At 69.8% G+C, this 16,894-nt stretch carries 11 protein-coding genes; 6 read left to right on the top strand and 5 right to left on the bottom strand.

What is annotated here, in order from left to right; all coding sequences use genetic code 11:
* The first annotated feature begins 81 nt into the window (after positions 1-81).
* Genes ACFWU5_RS15795 through ACFWU5_RS15785 form a run of 3 tightly spaced genes read left to right on the top strand, consistent with a single transcriptional unit; the run spans position 82 to position 2,120 of the window.
* Complete coding sequence (locus ACFWU5_RS15795; RefSeq protein ID WP_379267654.1) at positions 82-732, top strand: urease accessory protein UreF; 651 nt, start codon at positions 82-84, stop codon at positions 730-732.
* 31 nt (positions 733-763) lie between these two features.
* Complete coding sequence (gene ureG, locus ACFWU5_RS15790; RefSeq protein ID WP_379242057.1) at positions 764-1,471, top strand: urease accessory protein UreG; 708 nt, start codon at positions 764-766, stop codon at positions 1,469-1,471.
* Positions 1,461-2,120 carry an urease accessory protein UreD gene (locus ACFWU5_RS15785; protein WP_379267653.1) on the top strand — a complete coding sequence of 220 codons (660 nt, stop codon included), beginning with the start codon at positions 1,461-1,463 and terminating at the stop codon, positions 2,118-2,120. Before ureG ends, ACFWU5_RS15785 begins: the two co-directional genes overlap by 11 nt.
* 63 nt (positions 2,121-2,183) lie before the next feature.
* Here ACFWU5_RS15785 and ACFWU5_RS15780 read toward each other — a convergent pair whose 3' ends face one another.
* The 4 genes from ACFWU5_RS15780 to ACFWU5_RS15765 all read right to left on the bottom strand — a co-directional run bounded on the left by ACFWU5_RS15780 (position 2,184) and on the right by ACFWU5_RS15765 (position 5,896).
* A complete protein-coding gene (locus ACFWU5_RS15780) occupies positions 2,184-2,993 on the bottom strand; it encodes a hypothetical protein (protein ID WP_379267652.1) in 810 nt (269 codons plus the stop codon).
* 178 nt (positions 2,994-3,171) lie between these two features.
* Positions 3,172-4,596, bottom strand: coding sequence for an NAD(P)/FAD-dependent oxidoreductase (locus ACFWU5_RS15775; protein ID WP_379242054.1), 1,425 nt, complete (start codon positions 4,594-4,596; stop codon positions 3,172-3,174).
* A 126-nt stretch (positions 4,597-4,722) separates the two neighbouring features.
* Positions 4,723-5,607 (bottom strand): tat pathway signal sequence, encoded by an 885-nt coding sequence (locus ACFWU5_RS15770; RefSeq protein WP_379267651.1) that lies wholly within the window; start codon positions 5,605-5,607, stop codon positions 4,723-4,725.
* Positions 5,608-5,701: 94 nt separating this feature from the next.
* Complete coding sequence (locus ACFWU5_RS15765) at positions 5,702-5,896, bottom strand: hypothetical protein (RefSeq protein WP_379267650.1); 195 nt, start codon at positions 5,894-5,896, stop codon at positions 5,702-5,704.
* A gap of 201 nt (positions 5,897-6,097) precedes the next feature.
* On the opposite strand from ACFWU5_RS15765, the gene recC reads away from it, so the two are divergent.
* From recC to recD, 3 genes are all read left to right on the top strand, one after another.
* A complete protein-coding gene (recC, locus tag ACFWU5_RS15760; protein ID WP_379267649.1) occupies positions 6,098-9,499 on the top strand; it encodes an exodeoxyribonuclease V subunit gamma in 3,402 nt (1,133 codons plus the stop codon).
* The gene (locus ACFWU5_RS15755) at positions 9,496-12,858 is read left to right on the top strand and encodes a UvrD-helicase domain-containing protein (RefSeq protein WP_379267648.1); all 3,363 of its coding nucleotides are present in this window, start codon (positions 9,496-9,498) and stop codon (positions 12,856-12,858) included. Before recC ends, ACFWU5_RS15755 begins: the two co-directional genes overlap by 4 nt.
* Before the next feature lie 133 nt (positions 12,859-12,991).
* Positions 12,992-14,968, top strand: a complete 1,977-nt coding sequence (recD, locus tag ACFWU5_RS15750; protein WP_379267647.1) for an exodeoxyribonuclease V subunit alpha — start codon at positions 12,992-12,994, stop codon at positions 14,966-14,968.
* A 36-nt stretch (positions 14,969-15,004) separates the two neighbouring features.
* Here recD and ACFWU5_RS15745 read toward each other — a convergent pair whose 3' ends face one another.
* Positions 15,005-16,885 carry a DUF4153 domain-containing protein gene (locus ACFWU5_RS15745; protein WP_379267646.1) on the bottom strand — a complete coding sequence of 627 codons (1,881 nt, stop codon included), beginning with the start codon at positions 16,883-16,885 and terminating at the stop codon, positions 15,005-15,007.
* Positions 16,886-16,894: the final 9 nt, after the last annotated feature.

Here is a 16,894-nt window from a genome sequence, read left to right as displayed (position 1 = left end):
GTGACGTGACCGCCACCACTGCGCGTGCCGATGCCCGGCCTCACCGGGCGGACGTCCAGTCCCGTTGCATAGGATCGTCGGATGCGAAACGAGGGTGCGGCGGGCTTGGCGACATTGCTCGCCCTGGCTGATTCCCGCCTGCCCATCGGCGGGCACGTGCATTCGGGCGGCGTCGAGGAAGCGGTGTCGTCGGGGCTGCTGCGCGATAACGCGAGCGTCGAACTGTATCTGCGCCGCCGCATCGCGACCTCGGGACTGGTCACCGCATCGCTGGCCGCCGCGGTCTGCGGCGGCACGCTCACCCCCGAACGCGCCGAACTCGAAGCCGACGCCCGCACCCCCTCACCGGCGGCGAGAGCGGCATCGCGCGCGCAAGGCCGCGGCCTGCTGCGCCTGGCGAAACAGCTGTGGCCCCAGCATGATTGGGCCCCGGCAGGCCTGCGCCCACACCTGTCGACAGTGTTCGGCATGGTCGGCGCGGCCTGTGCGGCGGACACCGAACAGCTCGCGGGCGTAGTCGTGTACACCACGCTCACCGGCGCCGCCACCGCCGCCCAACGCCTGCTCGCCCTGGACCCCGCCGCGATCGCCGCGAGCACCATGCGCCTGGCCCCGCTGTGCGACCGCATCGCCGCCGACGCCGCCACCGGCCTGGCCGCCCTGTCCGACCCACTGCAGGACGCACTGGCCCAGCGACACCTCGACCGCGGCATGCCGCTGTTCGCGTCCTGACCCCGAAATCCCCCGAAGCAAGGAGCACCCCATGCCTCCCCATCTCATCGATGGCGAACCGCACGACCACAGCCACGACCGCCCCAAGCGCGACCGCGTACCCGGCGAGGCACTGCGCATCGGCATCGGCGGCCCGGTCGGTTCCGGCAAGACCGCGCTGGTCGCCGCCCTGTGCCGTCAGCTGCGCGACGAACTGTCCCTGGCGGTACTGACCAACGACATCTACACCACCGAGGACGCGGACTTCCTGCGCCGCCACGCCGTGCTGCCCGACGAGCGGATCACCGCCGTGCAGACCGGCGGCTGCCCGCACACCGCCATCCGCGACGACATCACCGCCAACCTCGACGCCATCGACGACCTGGTAGCGGCCAACCCGCCCCTGGATCTGATCCTGGTCGAATCCGGCGGCGACAACCTCACCGCCACCTTCTCGTCGGGCCTGATCGACGTGCAGATCTTCGTCGTGGACGTGGCCGGCGGCGACAAGGTGCCGCGCAAGGGCGGCCCCGGCGTCACCTTCTCCGACCTGCTCGTGGTCAACAAGACCGACCTGGCCCCGATGGTCGGCGCCGACCTGGGCGTGATGGAACGCGACGCCGCCAAGGTCCGCGACTCCCGCCCCACCGCGCTGGTCTCGCTGACCGAGGACCCCGCGGCCACCCCGGTGCTGGCCTGGGTGCGCGAACAACTGCGGATCGCCGCCGAGCAGGACGCGGCCACCGGCGTTGCGCACTGAACTGAGCATCGTCGCCGCACCGGGTAGGTTGCCGCGCATCGACGCGGTCGGCGGCCTGGCCGGGCGGCACACCGGCATCGACACCGTGCACCTGATCGGCACCGCGGCCACCCCGCTGGGCGGCGACGTTCTCGACATCACCATCGTCGTGCGCCCCGGTGCGCGACTGGTGGTCCGTTCGGTGGCGGCCACGATCGCGCTGCCCGGTGCGGAAACGATGCTGTCGCACGCGCATTGGCGTTTCGACGTCGGTGCGGGCGCCGAACTGGATTTCGATCCCGAGCCCACGATCGTGGCCGGTGGCGCGATCCATCACGCGGTCACCACGGTGCAGGTCGCCCCGGATGCGCGGCTGCGGCTGCGCGAGCGGGTGCAACTGGGTCGAAGCAATGAGGACGGCGGCGGTTGGCGCGGCGACCTGATCGCTGACCTCGGTGAGATCCCGCTGCTGCGACACCGGCTCGAACTCGGGGCTGATTCGTGGGCCGACGACCGGCTCAGCGCGCCGCGGGCGCTGGACAGCGAACTGGTCTACCCGGACGACCGTCCGGCCTGGTCGGGCAGTGTCGACCAGGTCCGGCTGCCGTTGGCCGCGGGCGGTTCCCTGGCAACGCGCACCAGCGCACGCCTGCACGCGATAGCGGTCTGATAGCTGCTGGACATGGCGGTGGGAGCCGGACAGAAAGTCCGACTCCCACCACTGGCAAGTCGATCAAGCGTTGACGAGCTCGGCTTCGGATTCAGCGGCCTCGGGGGTCACCCCACGCGGCGGCGCGAGGAAGCCGCTGGCCGCGCCCACTGCCGCACCGATACCGGCGCCCACGATCGTGACGGGCACCGACACCGCCATGTACGCGGCCATGCCGCCCAGGATCGGGCCCGCGACCAAGCCGATCGGCAGGAACGGCAGTCCGGCCACCAGTCCGGCCACCGCACCGCCGGTGCTGGCCATCATCGCGAACGGGATCGCCACGGTGGAACCCACGGCCGCGCCGCGGGCGGCCGAACCCAGTGTCTCCGCGGCGATCCGGTCCGAACGGCTGCGTTCCAGGCCGACCGAGTCCAGGAACGTGGCCAGGTTGGCTTCGGTGTTGGCCGAGGCGTCGTTGATCTGGATCGAGGTGTCCACCGGCACGAAGTCCGGCACCGGAATCTGCTGGTCACCGAAGCGGAACTGGCCCGGCGGCGGCAGGATCGGCGGCACCGGCGCGACCGCGGTGGGTGCGTGCAGCGGGCCGACGGGGGAAAGGTAGTCCATTTCCGGCCCGGTCCGCGACCAGGCCAGTGAACTGCGGGTGTTCGCGGGCATGGGCTGGACCACGTACGGGGTGGCATTGGGTGCCACCGCGTCGAATTCCGGTCCGGCCTGGTGTTCGGGCTGGGTCACCGCCGCCTGCGCGGGATCGGCATTCGCGGTGCCCGTGCCGATCAGGGCCATGACCAGGGGTACCGCTCCGGCTGCGACGACCGATCCGACCTTCTGCCGCTGCAGGCTTTGCGCCCTGTGTTTCCCCGTCGCCATAGATCACCTTTCATCGGTGGGGATTGGTCACATATATGACCTCCGACATTCGGATCGGTGCTCGGCTCGGATGGGTCCGAAACAGGACCGACCCTGAATCGGGGTGTGCTGAAAGGTAACTGGAACGACGAAGGCCGGATGGTTCGAGGGAACCACCCGGCCTTCGTGACGGAAAGTGCTAACCGAACTTGCGCGCTTCTTGGGTGAGTTTGTCCTTGGGCGCGGGCGGCGCGCCGACGTCGGCGGCGAGTTCCTTGGCCTCGGCCTGATCGGCGTTGACCTCCTCGATCGCCAATCGCGCGAAGATCCACTGCTCCGTGGCCGCCATCTGACCGCGGTTGCGGCCCAGGAACGACACGAACCAGCCGATCACGGTGACGATGCGGTTGCGGTAGCCGACCAGGTAATACAGGTGCAGCGCCAGCCACGCCAGCCACGCCAGGAACCCGCTGAACTCGAGCTTGCCGACCTGGCAGACCGCGTCGAACCGCGAGATCGTGGCCATCGAGCCCTTGTTGAAGTACTTGAACGGCTTGCGCTCTTCGGGGGTGTGGCCCTTGAGCTCGGCCTTGATCGCCTTGGCCGCGTAGGTGGCGCCCTGAATGGCGCCCTGCGCCTGTCCGGGCACGCCGGGCACCGACATGAGGTCGCCGACCACGAACACGTTCGGGTGGCCCTTGACGGTGAGGTCGGGCTGCACGATCACGCGCCCGGCCCGGTCGCACTCGGTGCCGTCGGAGCGTTCGGCGATCATCTTGCCCAGCGGGCTGGCCTGCACGCCGGCCGACCACACCTTGCACACCGCTTCGATCCGGCGGGTGGTGCCGTCGGCGTCCTTGACGATGACGCCGAACGCGTCGACATCGGTGACCATGGCGTTGAGCTGGATCTCCACGCCCATCTTCTCCAGCCGCTTGGCGGCCTTGGCGCCCAGCTTCGGACCCATCGGGCCCAGTACCGCGCCCGCGCCTTCGAGCAGGATCACTCGCGCGTCGCGGGGGTCGATGGTGCGGAAGGTGCCGTCCAGGGTGCGGTCGGCCAATTCGGCGATCTGCCCGGCCAATTCGACACCGGTGGGGCCCGCGCCCACGACGATGAACGTCATCAGCCGGTCGCGTTCTTCCTGCGTGGTGGCCAGTTCGGCCTGTTCGAACGAGCCGAGGATGCGCGCGCGCAGTTCCAGGGCGTCGTCGATGGTCTTCATGCCCGGCGCGTAGGTGGCGAACTGGTCGTTGCCGAAGTACGACTGCTGCGCGCCGGTGGCCACGATCAGGCTGTCGTAGCCGGTGACGGTGTCGCGGTTGAGCAGTCGCGAGGTGACTTGTTTGTTGGCCAGGTCCACGTCGATCACGTCGCCGAGCAGCACCTGCGCGTTCTTCTGTTTGCGCAGCACCAGGCGGGTGGCCGGGGCGATCTCGCCGGTGGACAGGATGCCGGTGGCCACCTGGTAGAGCAACGGCTGGAACAGGTGGGTCGACGTCTTGGAGATCAGGGTGATGTCGACATCGGCTCTGCGCAGATGCCGGGTACCGAACAAACCGCCGAACCCGGAACCGATGACCACGACATGGTGCCGACGGTTCCCGACAGACTGACTGCTCATCGTCGCACTCCTCGACAGACAGGGGCTGGCCCCGCGGTGGTGGTGACAGGTTCAACCGTAGTCGGCTCAGGTCGCGACGTCGCTACGAGAAACCGATCTTGGTGTCGACAATACGGGAATCGCGAGCTAGCGACCGGCAAGAAGAATCTCGGCAACCCGGGTGTCGGTCTCGGCGCCATCGGTGTAACCACCGGCGGCACCCAGCGCGTTCATGATCGCCAGGGTGTAGCGCTCGTTGTCGCCTGCCACGCCTACCGAGTTGACCACCCAGCCGTCGGCCTCGGCCGACCAGCCGTTCTTCAGGCCGGGACGCATCCGCGAACCCGCACCCCACACACCCCAGTGCTGGTTGGAGTCCACCGAACGCATCCGGCTCAGCAGGTAGCCCAGGTCGTCGGGGTGCATGGTGTCGAGGATGGTGTTCATCAGCCGGTCCAGGTCCGCGGCGGTGCACTTCTGGAACGACCAGTCCGGGAACAGCGCGGTGGTGGTCGGCTGCGGGATCAGGCTGACCATGCCGTAGGCGCGGAACGCGTTGTTGTAGGCCATCCGGTCGAAGCCGATGAACTTGTGCCACAGCACGTCGGCGGCGTGATCGTTGGAGGTGGCCAGCATCGCCTCGATATTGAACCGGTCGTCGGGGCCCAGCCCGATGGCGCCGACCCTGGCCCGGTTGAGCAGGTCCGCGGCGATGGCCAGTTTGATCGTGGACGCGGTCCACACCTGGTTCTCGGCGTGCTCGTTGGCGTACAGGCCACCGGTCTGGCGGTCGCGGATCACATAGCCCACCACGCCCGGTCGACCGGCGAGATAGGCGTCGGCGCGCGCGATCCTGGCGCTGAGATCGGCGTCGAAACCGGGCACGGCGGCCTGGGTCAACGCCGGTGGCGCGGCATGGGCCGGACCGACGAGAACGGGCACGCCCGGAGTGAGGACGGCCGCGGCGGCGAGCAGGCAAGCAGTTGCTGCGACTCGAGAGACAACACGGGTGGAGGGAGAACGGTCACGCACGATGGACCACACTCGCACACCGAACGCTCGAGCGCACTAATTCCCTGCAAACAGGCCCCGGTCACAGCACTGTTGTGGCGCACGGCAATTGCGTTCAGTGGTGCGCGGCGTGCGGGGTGGCGATGGTGCAGCCGTTGAGCCGATGGCAGTGTTCGAACGCTTCGCCGTGCCGGTCCAGCGGCCACGAATGCAGCACCTGATCGGGGCCGTAGCGCCGGGAATTGATCAACTCCCAGCGTGTGCCTGCGCGGCGGACGATGAAGCCGTCACCGGGAACCAAGGCATGCACCTGCGCGATCATGAAACGAAACCAGCCTTTCGCCCGCGGCCGTACTGTCCCACCCGAACCGCAACAATCCCACGGGCGGTCCGCGAGGCCGTGCAGGCGCGGCCGGGACACCTTGCGGTGTGGCGTATTTCACTAACCCGGTTCAGTGATGGTGGCGGGGCCGCGCGATTGCGGGTCGGTCGCTGGGCGTATAAACAACGGATGCCGTTGCACCTCCATCGCGCCGAACGCGCCGACGTGCTGGCCGACGGGTTGGGGCGTTTGCTGGGGGAGGTTCCGGGGGATCCGTTCGTGACCGAGGTGGTGGCGGTTCCGGCCAAAGGGGTGGAGCGGTGGTTGGCTCAGCGGTTGTCGGGGGTGCTGGGTGTACAGGGCGCGTTCGATGCCGATGCCGGTCGGATTGGTAGTCGAAGTCGCGTCGTCGGGGATGGGATTGCCGCGAATATTTCGTTCCCAGCGCCTGCCGCGCTTGTCGCGCAGGTGTTGGCCGGGGCAAGTGCGATAGCGCCCGCCGACGATCCGTGGGCCGGTCAACGCCTGGTGTGGACGTTGCTGGGGGTCATCGATGAGGTTGCTGATCAGCCGTGGGCGGTGGTACTGGCCCGGCACCTCGGACTGCCCGGTTCGGGGCACCGCATCGGTAGGCGTTATGCCACGGCCGCGCACCTCGCCGCACTGTTCGATTCCTATGCCGCGCAACGCCCGCAGGTCCTGTTGGACTGGACCGCTGGTGTCGACTCCGATGGCGCGGGTGGCCCGGTGCCCGACGATCTCGCCTGGCAGCCGCCGTTGTGGCGGGCGCTGCGCACTGCGGTCGGCACCCCGAGTCCGGCGGAACGGCTGGCCGCGGCCTGCGAGCACTTGCGCGCCGAACCGGATTCGATCGATCTGCCCGAACGTCTGTCGGTGTTCGGCCTGACTCGCCTGCCCGCGGATCAGCTGGCCGTGCTGGCTGCGTTGGCCGCTCACCGTGACGTTCACCTGTGGATGTCGCACCCCAGCCCGGCGATGTGGGGTGCGCTGAGCGACATCGCACCGGGTCTGTACGCCGATCAACGCGCAGGTGTCGGTGCAGCGGAGGATCCGTCCCGCGTCCGGGTCCTGTCGCGCGGCGCGGACGACTCGACCGAGGCGACTTCGCACCCCTTGCTTTCCGGCCTGGCCAGAGACGTCCGGGAGCTGCAGCTTCGTCTGAAACCGTTGCTGGACACCGATACTCACGTGTCGAGTCACCTCGAGCCAGGCTCGCTTCTCGGCGCCGTGCAATCCGCGATTCGAGACAACCGGGCACCCGAATCCGGGTCGATCCCGGATGGCAGCGTCGAGGTCCACGCGTGTCACGGAGCCGCACGCCAGGTGGAGGTGTTGCGAGATCTGCTGTTGACGACCTTCGCGGCGGACCCGACCCTCGAACCGCGCGACGTGCTGATCATGTGCCCCGACGTCGAGGCGTTCGCGCCGCTGGTACGCGCGGCATTCGGCCAGCGCGGCAGCGGGATCGACCTGCCGGTGGAGGGCGAGCATCCCGCACACCAACTGCGCGTGCGCCTGGCCGATCGTGGGCGGGCGGTGACCAACCCGATGCTGGCGGTGGTGATCGAACTGCTGGAACTGGCCGACGGCCGCGTCACGGTGACACAGGTGCTGGACCTGGCGGCGAGCGAAACCGTGCGCCGCCGCTGCGGTTTCGACGATGACGACATCGAACGACTGCGCGAATGGGCCGCGGAGTCGGGCGCGCGATGGGGGATCGGGCAGCGGCAGCGCGAGGCGTTCGGACTCGCCGATTTCGCGCAGAACACCCTCAACGCCGCCGTGGACCGGATCCTGCTCGGGGTCACCGCCGACGAATCCGGCGACGACTGGCTCGATCTCGCGCTGCCCCTGGACGACGTCGACTCCAACGACGTGGACCTGGCCGGCCGGTTCGCCGAGTTCATCGACCGGCTCGCGGTCTGCCTGCGCGACCTGCGCGGTCCGCGCCCCGCCGCCGAATGGACCGCGGTGCTGTTGCGCGCGGTCGACCTGCTCACCGACGTGCCCGACGCACACTCCTGGATCCGCACCGAAGCGCGCCGCGAGATCGTCGCCGCCACCGAACACGCCGACACCACGCCGCTGCGCCTGGCCGACGTGGCCGTGCTGCTGACCAGCCGCCTCGCGGGCGGTCCGGGACGTGCAAACTTTCGCACCGGCGAACTCACCGTGTGCACGCTGGTCCCGATGCGTTCGGTGCCGCACCGCGTGGTGGTGCTGCTCGGTCTCGACGACGACGTGTTCCCCCGCCCCGGCAGCGTCGACGGCGACGACCTGCTGGCCCGCGACCCGCTCATCGGTGAACGCGACGCCCGCAGCGAGGACCGTCAGCTGCTGCTGGACGCGATCATGGCCGCCGGGGACAAGCTGCTGGTCCTGCACACCGGCGCCGACCCTGTCACCGGCGCCACCCGCCCACCCGCCGTCCCGGTCGCGGAGCTGCTCGACGTGCTCGCCGCCCACGTGGGCTCCTCCGCGATGGGCTCCGTTCACGTCCGCCACCCCCTGCAGGCCTTCGACCGCCGCAATTTCGCCCCCGACACACCGCGCAGTTTCGACACCGTCGCCCTGGCCGGTGCGCGCGCCGCCGCCCGCCCGTCACGGCCGCGCTCGCCGCTGCTGGCCGAGCCGCTGCCGCCCGCCCCGCTCGCGGATGTCGCGCTGGCGGAACTGATCTCGTTCGCCGAACATCCGGTGCGCGCGTTCCTGTGGCAGCGACTGGGCTTGCGGGTGCCCGAAGAGTCCGAGGACATCGCCGATCAACTCCCGATCGAACTCGACGGCCTGGCGAAATGGGATCTCGGCGAACGGATGCTGACCGCGCGCCTCACCGGCGCCGACCCGGCCGGCCTGCGCGCCGCCGAATGGCGACGAGGCACGTTGCCGCCCTTCGGTTTCGGCGCGAAGGTGCTCGACGAAGTGGAAGGCACGGTGGACACCCTCGTTCGCACCGCACAAGCCGATTACCAAGCCCCGGCGCGTGCGGTCGACATCGCGATCGACCTCGGCAACGGCCGCACCCTCGCTGGTACCGTGCCCGAGGTCCGTGGCGAAACGCTGGTGCGCACCACTTACTCCCGCCTGGCCCCGAAACACCGTCTCGCATCGTGGGTTTCGCTGCTGGCACTGGCCGCCACCGAAGACCGTTCGTGGCGTGCGATCAGCACCGGGCGCGGCCAATACCGAAGGCCCGTAGCGCGATCGGTGATCACCGCACCGGAAGCGCCTGCCGCCCTGGCGATCCTGCGTGACCTGGTCCGCTTGCGCGACGAAGGGCTGTGCGAACCGCTGCCGTGCGCGCACGAGGCCACCGCCGCCTATGCCGAGCGCCGTTTCCGCGGTGACAGTGTCGCCGACGCGCTGCTCGCCGCCGAGCACGCCTTCGACGACAAATACGGCGACAACACCGACCGCTACCTGCGCTACGTCTGGGGTCGCGCGCCCCGATTCGACAGTCTCGCAACACAACCCGGCCGACCGGGCGAACCGGAGAGCACCCGCTTCGGCGGTCTCGCGCGCCGCTGGTGGGCGCCGCTGCTGGCCGCGGAAAGTCAGGGGCAGTCGTGACGGGCACGATCTCGGCGCTGACCGCCTTCGACGCCGCCGGACCGCTACCCGAGGGCACCACCGTGCTCGAAGCCAGCGCGGGCACGGGCAAAACGCACGCCATCGTCGGGCTGGCGGTGCGCTATGTCGCCGAGGCGGGCATCGCGATCACCGAACTGCTGCTGGTCACGTTCAGCCGCGCCGCCACCCAGGAGCTGCGCGAACGCACCAGGGAGCGCTTCGTCACCGTGGCCGCCGCCCTGGCCGAACCCGACACCGCGCGCCACCACGAGGACGAACTCGTGCGCGCGATGGCCGATGCCGACCCTGCCACCGTGCGCCTGCGCAGGCACCGATTGCTCACTGCCCTTGCCGATTTCGACGCGGGCACCATTGCCACCACGCACTCCTTCTGTCAGCGGATGCTCGACGAACTCGGCCTGGCCGGCGAACACGATCCCGGCGCCCGCCTGGTCGAATCCGTGGACGAACTCGTCGCCACGGTCGCCGACGACCTGTACCTGGCCCGCTACGCCCGCGACCGCGCCCCGTTCACCCTGCGCGACGCGCACACCCTCGCCCTGGCGGCGGTTCACGACCGGCACGCCGACCTCGCACCCCGCACCGACGGCGCCGCGGGCGAACGCGTCGCCTTCGCCACCGCTGTGCGCGCGGAGACCGAACGCCGCAAACGCCGTGCGGGACTACGCGATTTCGACGATCTGCTGGTCCTGCTGCACGACGTGTTGGCCGACCCCGAACACGGGCCGCGTGCCTGCGCCCGGATTCGGCAGCGGTATCGGGTGGCGCTGGTCGACGAGTTCCAGGACACCGACCCGCTGCAGTGGGACATCCTGCGCCTGGCCTTCCACCAGCACGCCACCCTCGTGCTGGTCGGCGACCCGAAACAGGCCATCTACGCCTTCCGTGGCGCCGAAGTGCTCAGCTACCTCGACGCGGTCGCCCTGGCAGATCGTCGCAGCGAACTCACCCGCAACTGGCGCAGCGACGCCGGGTTGCTGCGCGCGGTCGACCACCTCTGTGGCGGTGCGGAATTGGGGCATCCCGAGATCACTGTGTACCCGGTCGCGCCGACCCGTCCGGCGACCCGATTGCACGGCGAGCCGGACATGATCACTCCGCTGCGTTTGCGGGTGCTTCCGCGCACCGGGGCCGGGCCGCGCAACCGATCGGGGTTCCCGTCGGTGGGTCGGCAGCGGGCCAAAGTCGCCGATGACCTGGCCGCCGATATCGTCACCCTGCTCGAATCCGGGACCACCATCGACGCCAAACCCGTACGGGGCGGTGAACATTCGCTGCACGAGGTCGGCGACGGGCGGGTGCGCAGGCCGATCGGGCCCGGCGACATCGCGGTATTGGTGCGCACGCGGTCGCAAATCGATGTGGTGCGAGCGGCCTTGGATCGAGTCGGGGTCGCGTCGGTGCTGGCCGGTGGCACCAGCGTGTTCGCGACCGTCGCGGCCACGGACTGGCTGTGGGTGTTGCGGGCACTGGAACAGCCGCACCGCGGCGACCGGGTTCGGCTCGCGGCGTGCACCCCGATCCTTGGCGTGACCGCCGCCGAAATCGACTCAGGCGGTGCGGATCTCGTGGGGCGGGTGTCCACCCAGTTGCGCGACGCGGCCCGACTGTTCGCGCGCGCGGGTTTCGCGGCGGTGTTCGACAAGCTCGCCACCGAAACCGATCTCGCGCCGCGCCTGCTCGCGGTGGACAACGGTGAACGCGAACTCACCGACCTGCGCCATATCGCGCAGTTGCTCGACGAGGTCGCGCTCGCAGAGGGTTTGGGGCTGACCGCGCTCACCCGCTGGCTCGCCGATCGCGTGCGCGAACCGGAGGCGGGTAGCGTCAGCGGTCGCAGTCGCCGGCTCGATCGCGACGCGGCGGCCGTGCAGATCGCCACCGTGCACGCCAGCAAGGGTCTCGAATTCCCCATCGTCTACCTGCCTTTCACGTGGGACAGCGCCAAGAACCCGTACCCGGCGACCCTGCTGTTCCACGACGACAACGGCACCCGTGTGCTCGACATCGGCGGTAAGGAGGCACCTGGCTACTCGGAGCGTCAATTGCGGTGCGAGGCAGAGGAATCGGGGGAGGAGCTGCGGCTGCTGTACGTGGCGCTGACCAGGGCGATGTGTCAGGCCGTGGTGTGGTGGGCGCCCGCGGTGACCACGGGTGCGGCACCGCTGCACCGGATGATCCTGGGTCGACGGCCCGGTTCGGCGCAGGTGCCGCGACGGGCGGACATTCCCGCCGATGCTGCTGCGGGGCAACGGATTACCGAATGGGCTGCGCCCGCCGCCGACGTGATCTCGGTGACGATGGTGGACCGGCCCGAGGATGTGGCACCGCGCCGCGTGCGCACCGAACTGCCCACCGGTGAACTGGCGGCCGCCGGGTTCACGCGCGCGCTCGACCAGCAGTGGCGGCGCACCTCGTACTCGGCGCTGACCGCGGGCGCCCACGACGCCCCCGGGGTGAGCGCGGAGGAACCCGAGGACGGCCCCGGTCCCGACGACGAGCCCGCCGAAGCGCCCCTGGACGCCCTCGTGCACAGCGGCGCGGCGCCTTCGTTGATGAACGCCCTGCCCTACGGCGCCGAGTTCGGCACGCTGGTGCACAGTGTCCTGGAAACGGTCGACACCTCGGTGCCCGACCTCGCCGCCGAGGTTCACGCGCGCTGTGTCGAGGCGGTCGAGCACACGATGGCCGAGCTCGACGTCGACCTGTTGTCGAACGCGCTGCTCGAAGTCATGCGCACGCCGGCGGATTTCGGTTCGCTGGCGGCGATTCCCACCCGTGACCGGCTCAACGAGCTGGAATTCGAACTGCCACTGGGCGGCGGTGACACGCCCGGTCCGCGGTCGGCGGGAATGCACGCCATCGCCGCGCTGCTGCGCACCCACCTGCCCGCCGACGACGACCTCGCCGACTACCCCGATCATGTTGCCGCACTGCCCGATACGGCGCTGCGCGGGTATCTCACCGGCAGTATCGATGCCGTTCTGCGGGTGCCGGGCGAGGCGGGCACACACCGCTATCTCATTGTCGACTACAAGACCAACCGTCTGGGTACCGGCGATCTCACCGTCGAGCATTACCGTCGCGAACACATGGTCGCGGAGATGATCCGCTCGCACTATCCGCTGCAGGCGCTGCTGTATGCCGTTGCGCTGCACCGGTATCTGCGGTGGCGGCTGCCCGATTACGACCCGGCCCGGAACCTGGGTGGTGCCAGGTACCTGTTCGTGCGCGGCATGATCGGGGAGTCCACGCCACCGGGATATGGCGTTTTCGACTGGCACCCTTCTGCGGAACTCGTTGTCGCACTGTCTGATCTGCTCGCGGGAGGGCGATGATGTCTCGAACTCGGCGATCAGCGGGCGGACATGCGCGCTGCCGGAATGCACAGGTACGGACAGGGAAGCGCCTTGCCCGCGCCCATCACCTTTGCTGTGAATGTGGTTGCCGTGCAGGCCAGGAGCGCCGATCGTGACGTCTATTCAGGTGGCGCAGCGGGGGACCGGGCTGCTGCGGGTGTTCAACGAAGCGGGCGTGCTGTCGGCCGCGGACGTGCATGTCGCGGTGCGGCTCGGTCGGATGGGGCGCGAGGACGACGAGGACGTGCTGTTGGTGGCGGCCCTGGCGGTGCGCGCGGTGCGCTCGGGATCAGTGTGTCTGGAACTGTCGCGGATGCGGGAGATCGGCATCGACGCCGACGAAACCCGGGACAGCGCAACGGGAATCGACCCGGCGACCCTGCCGTGGCCCGATGTCGATCGCGTGCTGACTGCACTGCGACGCAGCCCGCTGATCTGCGGCGGACAGGCCGGTCCGTTGCGACCCCTGCGGATCGTCGAAGCTGATGCCGAGGGTGGTGCGCTGCTGTACCTCGACCGGTACTACCAGCAGGAACAGACCCTGCGGCGGGTACTCACCGAACGCAGCACCGATCACCCCGTCATCGACACCGAACTCGTTCGCGCACAACTGGATCGCCTGTTCGCCGACCCGCTGGGAGACGGCCCCGACCGGCAACGCCTGGCCGCAGCGCTGGCCGCCACCCACTGGACCACCGTCGTGGCAGGCGGGCCCGGCACCGGCAAAACCCACACCATCGCCCGCATCCTGGCCCTGCTCACCGCCCACCGCGCCGCCACCCCGAAACTGCCCGCCCTGCGCATCGCCCTGGCCGCCCCCACCGGCAAAGCCGCCGCCCGCCTGCAGGAAGCGGTCCGCGAACAAGCCGCCACCCTCGGCCTGCCCGAACTCACCGCCTCGACCCTGCACCGCCTGCTGGGCTGGCAACGGGGCCGCACCACCCGCTTCCGCCACCACGAACACAACCGGCTGCCCTACGACGTGGTCGTGGTCGACGAGACCTCGATGGTGTCGCTGACGATGATGAGCCACCTGTTCTCCGCCCTGCGCCCCGACACCCGCCTCGTCCTGGTCGGCGACCCCGACCAACTCGCCTCGGTCGACGCGGGCGCGGTACTGGCAGACCTGGTCGCAGGCCCGGTCACCGGCGCCCCCAACCCGGCCCTGCGCGAAGTGCTCGACCTCGGTGAACCGAGCCCGTCACCCGGCAGAACAGACGCCGCGGTGGATGCGGATCCCGGTGCTGCCGAGGTCTCGGGCGACGTACCCAGCGTCGGCACCGGCCACGCACTCGCACTGTCCGCGCTCGAGCAGCGCCGTCTACAGGGCGGAATCGTCCGCTTGACCAGGGGCAGAAGGTTCGGCGGGCACATCGCCGACCTCGCTGTCGCGGTCCGCGCGGGTGATGCCGACGCGGCCCTGGCCATTCTGCGCGCGGGCGGCGACGACGTGTCACTGTGCGCCCCCGACGAGATCCGCGCCGTCCGGGCGGACGTGACCACCGCCGCCCTCGCCGTCACCGCCGCCGCCGAGGCCGGCGACGCCATCGGCGCACTGACCGCACTGGAATCGCACCGCCTGCTGTGCGCGCACCGCCAGGGCCCCTTCGGCGTCGAACGGTGGGACCGGATGGCCGCGGAGTGGGCGGCCGCCGGTGGTGCGGGACCCGAAGGGCCCCAAACGACTTGGTACCCCGGCCAGCCCCTGCTGGTCACCGCCAATGACCACGAAGCCCGCATCTACAACGGCGACACCGGCGTCATCATCCGCCGCCCCGACGGCTCCCTGCGCGCGGCCCTGCAACGCGGCAGCGAACCCTACCTGGTCCACCCCACCCAATTCCCCGCCGTGGTCACCGTTTTCGCGATGACCATCCACCGCAGCCAAGGCAGCCAGTACGACACCGTCTCGGTGGTCCTACCCGAACCAGAATCCACGTTGCTCACCCGAGAACTGCTCTACACCGCCATCACCCGAGCCCGCACCCACGTCCGCATCATCGGCACCGAAGACTCCATCCGCGCCGCCATCGACCGCCGCGTCCTGCGAGCCAGCGGCCTGTCCAGAACCGTTGCGCCACAGGCATAACCGGCGCGCAGCTACCGAAGTGGCTGCGCACCAGGACTATCGGGCGGAGCTGCGGGACAGGTTCCACGCCCACCACGGGTCGGGCTCGAGGTCGTGCAGGATCGGCGCTTCGATTTCCGTGCGCAGGCTCTCCGGCAGCGGACCCAGTGCGGGCAGGATATCGGGGGAGAGGCGGCCCAGATAGTCGGTATCGAGTCGCGTGCTGGTTTCCCACCGGTCGATATTGCGTTCGGCGACAAGGTATTCCGGATTCAACACCGCCAGCGCGAGCAGAGTGCCCAGTGCGGTGCCGACCGCCGCACGCGGCACCCAACTCCACCGCAGCCGGGCGATCGCGATCAGCACGAGAACGTACACCACGCCCACCCATAGCTCGCACATCGTGACCAGCAGGCGCAGCACGGTGAACCCGTAGGCCTGCTGGTAGGTCCACATGCGGCCCAGCGCGGAGCACACGATGACCAGCGCCAACACACTCACCGCGCCGAGCATGACACGCAACGAGGTGCGGTCGGCAGCGGTGTCCTGCGCCGACCAGTGCAGCACAGCCAGAATCACGGCCAGGGTCAGAATGCTGACCGCCGACAACTGCCAGAACCCGCTGCGCGCGTACTCCGCATAGGTCAGACCCGCCGTGCGCTGCACGTAATCGTCGCCACCGAACAACGCCACGAACTGGGCCCCGAGGAACACCGCGAACAGCACGGTCAACGCCCCCACCGGCAGCATCCACTCACTGCGCGACCACAACCGCACCGGCCGCCCCGAATCCGTTGCGCGCGAAGGCGGTCCGGCGAGCACGTACAGCGCACCCAGCGCCCCGATCCCCACCACGCCGAACAGCAGAAGCCATTGCCAGGCCGCCGCCGCGTCCACGGTGGGCACCAGCCCGTTCAACAGCCCCGCGAACGTCGCGTCAGCCCCACCCAACAGTGGCACGAACACCACCAGCAACGCCGCCGTCGCCGCCACCGAAACCCCGTACTTGCGCACGGTCGTCGGCTGCACCGGCCGCGCCTCCCGCAACCCCGAAAACGCCCACGGCACAGCCCCGAACGTCGCCAACGGCACCGCGAACATGTCATGCGCGATCCCTCGCACACTGCGCCGCCCCAACACCGCCAACGACCCCGCCACACACGCCGCGATCACACACAGCACGAACAACCACCCCGCCGCCCGAAACGTCCCGACCCCGAGCAACGCCAGCGCGGCAACTGCCCACCAGAGTCGATCGCGAAGCGCCGGTGTGGGAGATGCCGAAGCCGCAACAGGTTCGGAGTCGGTGTCGCTCGAGGAACCGTCCGGGGTCACCTCGTCGACGCCGCGAGACCGCGCACGGTAGTCGACCAGACACAGCGCGCCGGTGATGCCCCCACCGGCGATGAGCCAGCCGATGCCGGGCCGGTCAACCGGAATCACCGTCGCCCCAACAATTCCCGCCAAGGCAGCAGCCGGAAGCACGCCAGCCGGGCGCGCTACACACTGCCAACGTTTCGGGACCGGCGGTATCGGCGGCGGCATCGCAGGTACTCCGGGCCGTGCCCCGGTTCGCGAGGCGGCGGCATCGGTCTGGTCTGCTGTGCGACTCGCGGCAAGCAAGGCCGCGACGGGAACCGACGCATCCGAGCTCGACGCCGCGGCTGATGTGCCCGCGGCGGGCTCCTTGGTCAGCACCGCTGTCGCCTTCGCATCGGATCCGGCCGAGGCGGCCGTTGCGGCCGACCTACTCACGGCGACATCGCCACCGGCAGACGCCACCGCGGACTCGTCACCAGGCCGTCCGTCGCCCGCGCCGATCTGGTCATCACCCGCGGTGCGCGGGCCGTCACTCTCCGTGCTCGGACCATCACTCGCGGCGCTCAACCCATCCCCCCGGTCGGGCGTAGGTGATTCGGAATTCGACTTCTCAGACATTGTTTTTCC

The organism is Nocardia sp. NPDC058640 (assembly GCF_042716995.1).
Lineage (GTDB): Bacteria > Actinomycetota > Actinomycetes > Mycobacteriales > Mycobacteriaceae > Nocardia.
This window is presented reverse-complemented; position numbering and strand designations above follow the sequence as displayed.